8 protein-coding genes are annotated in these 13586 nt (G+C 38.5%); all 8 read left to right on the forward strand.

Annotated features, from left to right (window positions below; translation table 11 throughout):
• The first annotated feature begins 399 nt into the window (after positions 1 to 399).
• The 8 genes from I3257_RS06155 to I3257_RS06190 all read left to right on the forward strand — a co-directional run bounded on the left by I3257_RS06155 (position 400) and on the right by I3257_RS06190 (position 13563).
• Positions 400 to 3282 carry a 2-oxoglutarate dehydrogenase E1 component gene (locus tag I3257_RS06155; protein ID WP_193836899.1) on the forward strand — a complete coding sequence of 961 codons (2883 nt, stop codon included), beginning with the start codon at positions 400 to 402 and terminating at the stop codon, positions 3280 to 3282.
• Positions 3283 to 3435: 153 nt separating this feature from the next.
• Positions 3436 to 4677 carry a 2-oxoglutarate dehydrogenase complex dihydrolipoyllysine-residue succinyltransferase gene (gene odhB / locus I3257_RS06160; protein ID WP_193836900.1) on the forward strand — a complete coding sequence of 414 codons (1242 nt, stop codon included), beginning with the start codon at positions 3436 to 3438 and terminating at the stop codon, positions 4675 to 4677.
• A 221-nt stretch (positions 4678 to 4898) separates the two neighbouring features.
• Positions 4899 to 6353: a dihydrolipoyl dehydrogenase gene (gene lpdA / locus I3257_RS06165; RefSeq protein WP_238049132.1), complete on the forward strand. Its 1455-nt coding sequence runs from the start codon at positions 4899 to 4901 to the stop codon at positions 6351 to 6353.
• 156 nt (positions 6354 to 6509) lie between these two features.
• The gene (gene sucC / locus I3257_RS06170; RefSeq protein WP_055123662.1) at positions 6510 to 7676 is read left to right on the forward strand and encodes an ADP-forming succinate--CoA ligase subunit beta; all 1167 of its coding nucleotides are present in this window, start codon (positions 6510 to 6512) and stop codon (positions 7674 to 7676) included.
• A gap of 152 nt (positions 7677 to 7828) precedes the next feature.
• Positions 7829 to 8704: a succinate--CoA ligase subunit alpha gene (gene sucD / locus I3257_RS06175; RefSeq protein ID WP_045455414.1), complete on the forward strand. Its 876-nt coding sequence runs from the start codon at positions 7829 to 7831 to the stop codon at positions 8702 to 8704.
• A gap of 156 nt (positions 8705 to 8860) precedes the next feature.
• Positions 8861 to 10267: a hypothetical protein gene (locus tag I3257_RS06180; protein WP_238049133.1), complete on the forward strand. Its 1407-nt coding sequence runs from the start codon at positions 8861 to 8863 to the stop codon at positions 10265 to 10267.
• Positions 10268 to 10348: 81 nt separating this feature from the next.
• Positions 10349 to 12829: a glycosyltransferase family A protein gene (locus tag I3257_RS06185; RefSeq protein WP_238049134.1), complete on the forward strand. Its 2481-nt coding sequence runs from the start codon at positions 10349 to 10351 to the stop codon at positions 12827 to 12829.
• Positions 12826 to 13563 (forward strand): DUF6270 domain-containing protein, encoded by a 738-nt coding sequence (locus I3257_RS06190; RefSeq protein WP_238049135.1) that lies wholly within the window; start codon positions 12826 to 12828, stop codon positions 13561 to 13563. Before I3257_RS06185 ends, I3257_RS06190 begins: the two co-directional genes overlap by 4 nt.
• Positions 13564 to 13586 lie beyond the last annotated feature (23 nt).

The raw sequence follows: 13586 nt of genomic DNA on the forward strand, positions 1-13586 counted from the left end.
ACGTTCCAGCGAGGATAGCCAAATAATAGGCCAGCTGAAGGCGTCAATAATTCATCGATCGTTTATCTTTGATGAATTGGTTATGACTAACTTCAGTATATATAAATTAATGTTGTGAGACGAGTCAGATAACAAAACTGGACGTTCACAAATAATTATATTTTTAATATAGGTATTGTAATGGCACTTATTATCACTATTTAGCATCACTGTCTGTCATAAGCAAAAGCACAGATAAGCGTACTTTTCTTTTATAGTAATAAGTGTGGTTCATAAATCAGTACTGAACAGAATACGATTGAGTTTTTATAATATTAAGTATTTAGATGTCTCACATACAACAGATTACACAATAATAAGCACGATTCCATTCATTTATCTATCAAATAGACGATTATTATGAATAGTATAACTAAAGAAGCCGCAAGCCTAGGACATACAGAACTGGCTGCTGACAACGCCAGCTATATAGAAGCTCTTTATGAGCAGTACCTAAACGACCCTGATAGCGTTGATACCGATTGGCAAACGTATTTTGAACAATACAAATCGCCAAACGATGCACAGCATAACGCTATTAAAGAACAGTTTTTGTTGCTTGCCCGCAACCAAACTGCCAACAAAGCCAGCACTCAAGCGCCTGATGAAAGTGCAGGCTTAGCCGACTGTGCAAACCCTAAACAAATGGGTGTACAGCAGCTAATTTCAGCTTACCGTCGCCGTGGTCATCGCCGCGCCAAGCTTGATCCGTTAAATCTACATCCACGTGCAGAAGTGGAAGATTTGACCCTTGCTTATCATAATCTTTCAGAAGCAGATCTGGATACCGTATTTCCTACCAATGATTTAAATATCGGTAAAGACGAAGCGCCATTGCGTGAAATCATCGAAATTATGGAACGTGTTTACTGCCGTTACATTGGTACTGAATACATGCACGTTACCACCAGTACTGAAAAACGCTGGATGGAAAAGTATCTAGAAACCAACTTAGGTTACATCAAGTTTGATAAAGAAAAGCGCTTATCTATTCTTGAGCGTCTAACAGCAGCTGAAGGTCTAGAAAAATACTTAGCACGTAAATATACGGGCGTTAAGCGTTTCGGACTAGAGGGCGGCGAAAGCTTTATCCCTGCTATCAATGAAATCATCCAACGTGCAGGCGGTTACGGCACTAAAGAGATGGTCATTGGTATGGCTCACCGTGGTCGCCTAAACCTACTGGTCAATATCTTAGGTAAAAACCCTGCGGACTTGTTCGACGAGTTTGATGGTAAAGTACAGCCAGAAAAAGGCTCAGGTGACGTTAAATACCATAATGGTTTTTCATCAAACGTGATGACGCCAGGCGGTGAAGCGCATTTGGCTTTGGCCTTTAACCCATCACATCTTGAGATTGTCGCACCGGTATTGCAAGGCTCTGTACGTGCCCGTCAGGTGCGCCGCAACGATCAGCCGCTATTGGACAATAAAGGTGGTAATTCAGTATTGCCAATCGTTATTCATGGTGATGCTGCGTTTGCTGGTCAAGGCGTGGTTCAAGAAACGTTCCAAATGTCACAAACCCGTGCTTATACCACTGGTGGTACTGTACATATTGTGATCAATAACCAAGTCGGTTTCACGACCAGCCGTCAAGAAGACGTGCGTTCGACTGAGTACTGTACTGATGTTGCAAAAATGGTACATGCACCTATTCTACATGTGAACGGTGATGATCCTGAGTCGGTCGTATTTGCCGCGCAGTTAGCATTAGATTACCGTCACGAGTTTGATAAAGACATCATTATCGATCTGTTCTGCTATCGCCGTAATGGTCATAACGAAGCGGATGAGCCGTCAGCGACTCAGCCACTCATGTATGCAGTTATCAAGAAACTACCAACGACTCGTACGATTTATGCACAAAAACTCATCGAAGACGGTATTTTGAATGCTGAAGAAGAAAAGCAGTATGAAGATGACTATCGTGAGTCTTTAGACCGTGGTGACTATGTTGCAAACTCATTGGTTAATGAGCCTAACGAAGAATTGTTCGTCGATTGGAAACCTTATTTAGGTCACGATTTGGTGGATGATTGGGATACCAGTGTCGACATCGAGATTCTAAAAGGTTATGGACGTCGTATGGCGGAAATGCCAGAAGGCTATAAGTTACAACGCCAAGTACAAAAAGTGGTTGAGCAGCGCTTGGCCATGCAGACAGGCGAAGAGCCATTAAACTGGGGTGCAGCTGAAACGTTGGCATACGCATCACTAGTCGATAACGATAAAGTATTGGTACGCATCACTGGTGAAGATGTGGGTCGCGGTACTTTCTCACATCGTCATAGCGAAATCTATAATATCAATGATGGCAGTATGTATGTGCCATTGGCTCATATGAGTGACACTCAAGCCCGCTTTGCCACTTATAACTCATTGTTGTCAGAAGAAGCGGTATTAGCCTTTGAGTATGGTTATGCAACGACAGTACCAAATGCCTTGATCGTTTGGGAAGCGCAGTTTGGTGACTTCGTCAACGGCGCGCAGGTAGTGATTGACCAGTTTATCTCAAGTGGTGAGACGAAATGGCAGCGCGTTTGTGGTCTAACTATGTTATTACCACATGGTTTTGAAGGTCAAGGTCCTGAGCATTCATCTGCTCGTCTTGAGCGTTTCTTACAGCTATGTGCTGAAGACAATATGCAAGTAATAACGCCAACGACACCTGCACAGATCTATCATGCGCTACGTCGTCAAGCGGTTCGCCCAATTCGTAAGCCATTGATTGTCATGTCACCGAAGAGCTTACTACGTCATAAGCTAGCAACTTCAAATCTTGAAGAGCTGGCGAATGGTAAGTTTGAAACGGTACTGCCAGAGATGGATAACCAAAATGCAGACCAAGTCACTCGTATGGTGATTTGTGGTGGTAAAGTTTATTACGACTTGCTTGAGCAGCGCCGCGCATTAGGTCTAGATCATGTCGCTATTGTTCGTATTGAGCAGCTCTACCCATTACCAGAGCAGCGTTTGATTGCTGAGATTGAAAAATACAGCAACTTGGCTGAGATTGTTTGGACGCAAGAAGAGCCGCTTAACCAAGGCGCTTGGTATTATTTAGCACCGCATATGTACCGTATCGTCGTACCACACCCAACCAAGGCGAAAGTCATGGAACCAGTGGCGCGTCCTGCGAGTGCAGCACCTGCCACAGGGTCACCGAAACTGCATGCTCAGCAGCAGCAAGCGTTGATCGCTGGTGGTCTTGGTATCAGTGTCGATGAGTTGGCTAAGTAACAGATTATTGAAGATAAATGAATCAGGCGATAACAGTCAGTATGTTGTAATAAAATCTAGATAGTATTATCTAAGATCGCTATGCAAGATGGCACTGACTGCCTATCACGACTTAATAACAAATATGAATATCCCAATCTAAGGAGTATATCGATGGCTGATATCAAAGCCCCCGTTTTTCCAGAATCAGTTGCCGACGGTACTATCGTTGAGTGGCATGTCACTGAAGGTCAGCAAGTCAATCGTGATGACCTATTGGCTGAAATCGAAACTGATAAAGTCGTATTAGAAGTTGTGGCGCCTGATAACGGCGTTGTGACCAAAATCGTTAAGCAGGTTGATGATACCGTGTTGTCTGACGAGATCATTGGTCAATTCGAAGCTGGTGCAAGCGTCAGTGCAGATAATGCTCCTGCGGTAGATCCAGATCAACCAGCAGCGCCAGTACAAGCCAAGCAAGCAGCAGATGGTGGCGAGCCTGTCCAAGCAACAGATAAAAAAGACGAAGCGGACCATAAAGATCAAAGCCCAGCAGTGCGTAAAGCAGCGAAAGAGTCTGGCGTAGATCCTAAAGAAGTGGAAGGTAGTGGTCGCGGCGGCCGTGTGACCAAAACAGATATGGCTAACCCAACATTGAAAGCAGACAGCAGCATCAAATCTGATAGCGGCCGTCCAGTGGCTGAATCAATGGGTGAGCGTACTGAGAAACGTGTGCCAATGACACGTCTACGTAAGACAGTCGCCAATCGTCTGCTAGCAGCTTCACAAGAAACGGCGATGCTAACGACGTTTAACGAAGTGAACATGAAGCCATTAATGGACATGCGCGCTAAATATAAAGACCAGTTCGAAAAACGTCATGGCGTACGTTTAGGCTTTATGTCATTGTTCGTGAAAGCGGCAACCGAAGCACTTAAACGCTTCCCAGCAGTAAACGCTTCACTAGACGGTGATGACATTGTTTATCATGGTTTCTACGATATCGGTGTTGCTGTATCATCTGATCGTGGTTTGGTTGTTCCAGTACTACGTGATACCGATCGCATGAGCATGGCTGATGTTGAAAGCCGTATCCGTGAGCTTGGTGGCTTGGCTCAAAAAGGTAAGCTTGGTCTTGATGACATGACTGGTGGTACTTTCACTATTTCAAACGGCGGTGTATTTGGCTCATTGATGTCAACACCTATTTTGAACCCACCACAAACAGCTATCCTAGGTATGCATGCGATCAATGACCGTCCTATGGCTGTTGATGGTAAAGTTGAAATTCTACCGATGATGTATCTTGCATTGTCTTATGACCATCGTATGATTGATGGTAAAGAAGCGGTACAGTTCTTAGTAACCATCAAAGAATTGGTTGAAGATCCAGCCATGTTGCTACTAGACCTGTAAGCTTTTAAGCTTGTATTGGCAACCGCTGATACAAGCTTTTTAACTTTAGCCTAAACAGTGGTGCTCGTTGTTTATTGATAAATAAGAATGTTTCGCTGATGTGGTGTATTTACCGTAAAGTGAAAAAATTTGAACCAAAATATGGCTTATTTATTAACGAGACAATCCTCAGTTTAAACGATATTTACAATTAGAACGATAATTAGAAATAGGAACGTACTATGAAAGACAATTATGATTTAGTCGTCATCGGCGGCGGTCCTGGTGGTTATGAAGCCGCTATCCGTGCAGGTCAGTTAGGTATGAGCGTTGCTTGTATCGAAAAACGTGTTTATAAAGGTGAGCCAGCACTTGGCGGCACTTGTTTGAACGTTGGTTGCATTCCATCAAAAGCATTACTTGATAGCTCGCATCGTTACGAAGCGACGAAGCATGACCTTGCTGAACATGGTATCAGCACCGGTGATGTTGCTATCGATATTGAGCAAATGATTGCACGTAAAGAAGGCATCGTTAAGCAATTGACGGGCGGCGTTGCGGCATTATTAAAAGGCAATGGCGTTGATTGGCTACAAGGCTGGGGTACGTTGGTTGACGGCAAGGGCGCTGATAAAAAAGTTAAATTTACCGCGCTTGCAGATGAAGCAGAAACGACCATCACTGCTAAAAACGTGATTCTTGCGGCAGGTTCTGTGCCGATCGATATCCCAGTTGCTAAAACTGATGGCAATCGCATCGTTGACTCTACTGGAGCCCTTGATTTCACTGCTGTACCTAAGCGTTTAGGCGTTATTGGTGCTGGTGTCATCGGTCTTGAGCTTGGTTCAGTATGGCGTCGCCTAGGTGCTGAAGTGGTTGTTTATGAAGCGTTGCCAAGTTTCTTAGCAGCCGCTGACAAAGACATCGCAAAAGAAGCGGGCAAAATGCTGAAGAAGCAAGGTCTTGATATCCGCGTTGATACCAAAGTAACCAATGCTGAAGTCAAAGGCGATCAAGTTGTTGTCACCAGCGAAAGCAAAGGCGAGTCATCTGAAGAAAGCTTCGACAAACTGATCGTTTGTGTTGGTCGCCGCGCTTATTCTGAAAAATTACTTGGCGATGACAGTGGCATTCAATTGACTGAACGTGGTCTTATTGACGTGAATGATCAATGTAAAACCAATCTTGATGGTGTTTATGCCATCGGTGATTTGGTTCGTGGTCCAATGCTTGCGCATAAAGCGATGGAAGAAGGCATGATGGCCGTTGAGCGCATTCATGGCGAAAAAGCCCAAGTTAATTACGACACGATCATTAACGTCATCTATACCCATCCAGAAATCGCATGGGTTGGTTTGACTGAGCAAGAAGCTGAAGCCGCTGGTTTTGAGGTCAAAACAGGTTCATTCAACCTAGCAGCGAACGGTCGTGCATTGGCTCAAAGCGAAGCGGAAGGCTCTATCAAAGTCGTGGCTGATGCTAAAACAGATCGTTTATTAGGTATGCATGCTATCTCTGCTGGTGCTGGTGATATCGTCCATCAAGGTATGATCGCGATGGAATTTGTCTCTAGTATCGAAGATTTGCAGTTGATGACCTTTGCTCATCCAACCATTTCAGAAGCCGTGCATGAAGCTGCTCTGTCTGCTGATGGCCGTGCTATTCACGCCATTCAGCGTAAAAAGCGTAAGAAATAAGTCGTTATTTTGATCAGTACCAACTTATAACCTGATCGCGGTGGGGTTGTTAAGGCTTCCACCACGGTCATGAGTGCGCCATATGCTTGTCTAATATGTATATACGCGCACTTGTTTTCACTTTTTATTAATTGTAAAAAATAAAGGATACAATCAATGAATTTACATGAGTATCAAGCAAAAGAGCTATTAAAAAGCTATGGTTTGCCGATTCAAGAAGGCATTATTGCCTATAACGGCGACGAAGCTGCTGCTGCTTTTGATAAAACGCCAACAGACATTGCGGTTATTAAAGCGCAAGTACATGCTGGTGGTCGCGGTAAAGCGGGTGGCGTAAAGCTGGTTAAAACTCGTGAAGAAGCCAAGCAAGTTGCTGAAGAGCTAATCGGTACCAATTTGGTTACTTTCCAAACTGACGCTGATGGTCAACCAGTTAACTTCGTATTGGTTGCAGAAGATATGTACCCAGTACAAACTGAGCTATATCTTGGTGCAGTTGTTGATCGTTCTACGCGTCGCGTAACGTTCATGGCATCAACCGAAGGCGGCGTTGATATCGAAGAAGTCGCAAATGAGACACCAGAAAAAATCTTTAAAGTAAACGTTGATCCTTTAGTTGGTTTGATGCCTTTCCAAGCACGTGATGTGGCATTCAAACTAGGTTTAGAAGGCAAGCAAATCAATCAATTCGTTAAATTAATGACGGGCGCTTATCAAGCATTCATCGATAACGATTTTGCCTTGTTAGAAATCAACCCATTAGCCGTTCGTGAAAATGGCGAAATCGTTTGTGTTGATGGCAAAATTGGTATTGATTCAAACGCATTGTATCGTCTGCCTAAAATTGCAGCACTACAAGACAAGTCACAAGAAAATGAGCGTGAGCTTAAAGCGGCTGAGTTTGACCTAAACTATGTTGCTCTAGAAGGCAATATCGGTTGTATGGTTAACGGTGCTGGTCTTGCTATGGCGACCATGGATATCATCAAATTGTACGGCGGCAAGCCTGCTAACTTCTTGGACGTTGGCGGCGGCGCAACTAAAGATCGCGTTGTTGAAGCATTCAAGATCATTCTTGAAGACAGCAGCGTTGAAGGTGTTCTAATCAACATCTTCGGTGGTATCGTACGTTGTGACATGATCGCAGAAGCGATTATCGCTGCTATCAAAGAAGTTGACGTAAAAGTACCTGTTGTTGTCCGTCTAGAGGGTAACAACGCTGAAAAAGGCGCGCAAATCCTAGAAGAGTCTGGTCTGAAATTGATTTCTGCCCAAGGCCTATCAGATGCGGCTCAAAAAATTGTCGATGCTGTTAAAGCTTAATATATTCGAGGCATAGTCCTCTAAATATACGTGCTTAAGCATAGTAGTCAACGCGTAATAGCAGCTTGTTGATATGAATTTATCATTAACATTTAATGGATAACACATCATCAAGTGGCTGTTGCAAGACAACCGAATACAAGGAATAAATAATGAGTGTATTAATCGATAAAGATACCAAAGTATTGGTACAAGGTTTCACTGGTAAAAATGGTACGTTTCACTCTGAACAAGCGATCGAATACGGTACTAAAGTCGTCGGCGGCGTAACCCCAGGTAAAGGCGGTCAAACGCATTTAGGCCTACCAGTATTCAACACGATGGCAGAAGCTATGGAAGCGACCCAAGCTGACGCTTCGGTTATCTATGTACCAGCACCGTTCGTACTAGATTCTATCGTTGAAGCGGTAGATGCTGGTGTTAAATTGATTATCGTTATTACTGAAGGCGTGCCTACTTTAGACATGCTAAAAGCAAAACGTTATATCGAAGAAGCTGAAGGCGTACGCATGGTTGGTCCTAACTGCCCAGGTGTTATCACGCCAGGTCAGTGCAAAATTGGTATCATGCCAGGTCATATCCATTTACCAGGTAAAGTGGGTATCATCTCACGCTCTGGTACATTGACTTATGAAGCCGTTGCTCAGACCACTAAGCTTGGTTTTGGTCAGTCAACTTGTATCGGTATCGGTGGTGATCCTATCCCTGGTATGAACCAAATTGATGCGTTGAAACTGTTTCAAGAAGATCCACAAACTGAAGCGATCATCCTAATCGGTGAGATCGGTGGTACTGCTGAAGAAGAAGCTGCTGCTTATATCAAAGACCATGTGACTAAGCCAGTCGTTGGTTATATCGCTGGTGTTACCGCTCCAGAAGGCAAGCGTATGGGTCATGCTGGCGCAATCATCTCTGGTGGTCAAGGTACTGCTGAAGAGAAATTCAAAGCGTTTGAAGATGCTGGTATTGCGTATACACGTGACCCATCTAAGCTTGGTGAAAAACTAAAAGAAGTTACTGGTTGGTAATATAGACATAAGTCTATCGTATAGCTACCAAAACTATCTTGAAAAAACAAAGAGACACCCCTACAATGGGGTGTCTTTTTCATTTAATATACCTGAGTAATATTTATGAGCATTATAATACAGACAGGACATCATTCTTCATATTCTAGCAGACTGATGGAAGAACTGTATATTCGAGGTTTAGAAAGACCTTCGAGATCACTTTCTTATAGGCTTTCTGCCAATGAAATAACTCATATGTTAGTGGAAAATCTTTCTAAAGAAGATAGGAGTAAATTGAATTATAAGATTGCTGACAATTTAATAATTGATTTGCAATTAGGCAATGTAACAGAAAAAGCTATTTTAGGGTGGGAAGATGAAAAAAATATAGTTATTTTAGACTATTTGAAAGACATAGAATTAAATGGCAAATTTTTATTAGTATACGATCACCCAAAGTATATGTTTCAAAATATTAATTTTAATAGTCTGAATACTGTTAGCATAGATAATATGATAAATGAATGGCTCTTGTATCACAAGAGTCTGATTAATTTCTATGAAGAAAATAAGTCTATATGTCTGTTATTAGAGGGAAAAGCTGTTTTTACAAACTTCAATAATTTTAAAAGCAAGCTTTCAATTTTAGAACCTAATATTAGCTTAAAAAGCAATTGGCAAATAGCTGAAAAAAGAAATAATGAGAATACAGCAACTGACTTGGATATAACAATTGATTTATTATCCAATTTATTATTTAAGAGTTATCCTGAACTTATTCAAGTATATAATAAAATGTTGGATTTAGCAGTTTTGAAGAATAGTCAACCCATATACAAGTCTAAAACACCTTCCAAACAAGAGCTGATTCTTTCTCTAAAAATATTTGGTAGTAGAAATGCTGATAATTATGATAAATTGATAGAAGAAAATAAACAGCTCCGGCAGAAATTGAATGAAGCACATATTTCAATAGAAGATAAAAAGAAAATAATAGATAGAGATATAGTTTCTAAAAAAATTATTAATACTGAATATAGTTCTAATTTAAAATCGATAAACAAGAAGCTTGTCTTTCAGTTGACTGAGGCATATGAAAAAATTGAAAGTTACTCTGAAGGACGTATTCAAAAAAAATACTTAGAAGTTGATAGAAACACACTTCTCAAAAAAGATTTTATTCAAGAATTGTCTGATAATAAACCGAGAGTTATTTCAAAACCTGCCGAAAAAAACTCTAAAAAAAACATAGATCTGTATGGTGCTGAAAGTCGTATTAAAGAAGATCTACCTTATAGATTAGGATCTATTATTGTAAATTGCACTAGATCTCGGAAAGAAAAGCTATTGCTTCCATTGAAATTACTAAATGAATATGATCAATATAAAAAAAATGAAATAAAAAATTTACCACCTTTGGAAGAATATGCAGACAGAGTCAAAGGTGAGAAAGTAAAAAATCAATTATCTTATAAAATAGGTAAAAGAATTGTTGATATATCAGATTCACCTACAACTTTAGTCAAAACGCCATTTGGTATAATAAAAGATATCTATAGCTTTAGAAAGAAAAATAAATAAAATGCTAAATTTCATATGGGTTTTTCTGGGAAATAGAAGATAGAGACATAAAAATCATATTTATTTAAAGGAAGTGTTAAAGTGAGTAATAGCTCTATAAGTGAAGTAAGTAATTATTTGATATCAAACGATAATGAAAGAGCAGTTGCTAAACTGCATGAATTGATTGTCAAAAATCCTAAAGTTCCTCATTACTACTCTCTTCTTTCTATAGCATATGACTGCTTAGATAGAGCATATGAAGCATACCTTTCAACCGTTCAATGGAATTTGCTAACTCAATATAAATTAAATGAGTCTACAGAAAGTAATTTTTTCTATGATATGGAATTAAGTAAAAATAATTTTGATAATGATACAGTTCTGATTGTTGTACCTGTTTTTAATGCAGAAGATACGATAGAAGAATGTATAGAGTCCCTTATTAATCAGTCATATAAAAATATTTCAATAATCGCAATTGACGACTGTAGTACTGATAGTTCAGCTGAGAAATTAAAGATACTTGAGCTTGCTCTTCCGAATTTAACAGTATTTCTGTCACCTACAAATGTAGGAACTTATAATGCTATTAATTTGGGATTATACATATTAAGGTCTTTCGATTTTGGTTATTTCTGCATTCATGGAGCAGATGACCTTATGTATAGAAATAAAATTGAGCTACAGCTCAAAAATATGAATAGTAAGGGCGCCCTAGGTTGCATTGCAGGATATAATAGAGTTGATCTGAAAACGAAGGCTATCTTGAAGACTAGTAATAGCGGGCATTCAATGGCTATATATAAAAAAGAAGTCTTTGATACCATAGGTTATTATTATAACTCAAGATTTGGGGCAGACAGTGAATATTGGCAGAGATTTTCTAAATGTTTCGGTAAGGAGAAAATAAGTGCTGTAACTAAGCCCTTAACAAATGCGTATTTTGGAATGGAAAATTTAACCAAGACAAACCATGATAAATCAGAAGCTCGTTTAGATTTTGTTAGGACTTATAACTCTTTACATGAAAATATGGCAAAAAACCATAACTGGTTTATCGAATTTAATTTTTTAGAAAAATTTGATTCAGAATCTCAACAAGTAATCTGTGGACTAGCTACGATTGTAGGTAGAAAAGACTCTCTTAAAGAGACCATTGCATCGATTATATCCCAAGTGGATAAAATAATAGTTTATCAAAACGGTTTCAAGGAAATATATAGTTTTCTCCAAGACCCAAAGATTGAAGTAATCAGTTCATTCGATACTGGTATTGATATGGGTGATGCAGGGAAATTCTATAAGGTTAAAAACTATCCCAACCATTATTATTTTTCAATCGATGATGATTTGATCTATCCTGATGATTATGTAAACTCCATGCTGAAAAAGTTGCAAAATTATCATAACTCTTTAATAGTAACCTTACATGGTAGAATCTTAAGAAAAGATGCGAAATCTTATTATAAAGATATTTCAGAAAATTTTAGATGCTTAGATGAAGTAGTAGAGGATAGGTTTGTTCATTTCGGTGGTACAGGAGTAATGGCTTTTCATACAAGTAGCTTTAATATGTCATTTGATATTTGTAAAGCTCCTAACATGGCCGATATTTGGGTTGGTTTATTGTCTAGAAAAGAAAATATTCCGATTTTGGTAGTTAAACATCAGGCTAACTGGTTAAAATATAGTGATAAATTTGATCACAACCAAACTATATATAGGGAATATAAATCAAAACATGGAATCCAAGATAGATTAATTCAGGAATTTGATTCTAGTCATGTTTTAAAGAAAAATAACAGTTTTTTAAAAGAAAAGAATCATAAGAAAAAAATAGTCTTTTTGAGTTGTAGTTATAAACGACAAAATATATCAAAAATGTTTAAAAATAGTTTATTAAACCTTCAGGATGATTTCTCTGATCTTTATGAGTTCACTAATATTGTTGTGGATAGTGAAAGTACGAACAAAGAGGTATTCTTTAACGATCCAAGATTTGAATATTTAGAGCACCCTAATCTTCCGATTTCAGATAAGTGGTCTTATGGTCTTCAGAAACTACATAACATTGATTTTGATTATATTTTTATAATTGGTTCTGATAATACTATCGAAGACACTGTGTTTGATAGATATAGTAATTGTATACAGAATGGAATAGATATAATTGGAATGACTGATATGTATGTATATTCTCTTGAGCGCAATCAGCTATTTTATTGGAGTGGATATGCAAAAAATAATATTAGACATGGTGAAACTATTGGATTAGGGCGTTGTTTTTCGAAAAATATAATTCAAAGTATGAATTATGATCTTTGGGATAAAGGGTTAAATAAAGGTCTTGATGGTAATATGAGTATGAAAATTAATAGGATGATTAAAGAGTCTTCTTTGAATTTTACTCAAGAAAAATTTTCTATTAAGGATTTAGGTTTAGCTTGTGATATTAAAGGTGGATTCAATATATCTCAATTAGAAGACTTTTTGCCTAATTCAAGGTTAATAGAAGACTCTACAGTTTTGGAAAAATTTAAAAAATCTTTATTAAGTGAACATGATAAGGAAGTTAAATGAAATCTGAGATAGCAGGATTTGGGAGTGTAGTTCTTTTAGATTATTTTAATATAATTAATCCTTCAGAAATACGACTTAATCAAAGGTACATAAATACTAATTTTCCTAGTCAGTTCTCAAATAAAGCAGTTGGTACTGAAAAATTAAGAACGAATAAATTAACTGTTACTCAAAAAGACATACTATTAAAAGATTTCGAAAAAAAGTTTGTTAATAATTGTATAAGCAATAAAGTAGATTTTATTGTTTTTGACTTTGTTAATGAGAGATTGCCTTTAATTAAGCTGGAAAATGGGGCTTTACTTACATATTCCAATGAATTAAAGTTGTCTGGTTTTCTTTCAAATTCGGAATTTAGGATAATAAATCCTTACAGCAAAGAGTATTTTGAGATTTGGGCAGCATGTTGGGATAGTTTTGTAAAGAAAGCTAAAATGTTAGGATTTTTAGATAAAATTATTATCAATAAAGTATTTTGGGCCAAAATTACGGTTTCAGCCAAACCTTTCCCACCTCCATATAATAAAAATTATATATATCAGAGTAATGTGTACTTATATCAACTATATGCTTACTGTAGTAAAGACATTTCTAAAGAAAACTTTCTTGAGTATCTGCCTGATGATTTTTTAGCGGATGATACACATAGATGGGGGGTAGCCCCTTACCACTATACAGACAGTTTTTATAGAAAAATGTCTGTACTTTTGAAGTACAAACTAAGTTATATGTAAAATAAATTTTTAGTCATTTTATA

It is taken from the genome of Psychrobacter sp. Ps7 (assembly GCF_022129225.1).
In the GTDB taxonomy this organism is placed as follows: Bacteria; Pseudomonadota; Gammaproteobacteria; order Pseudomonadales; family Moraxellaceae; genus Psychrobacter; species Psychrobacter immobilis_A.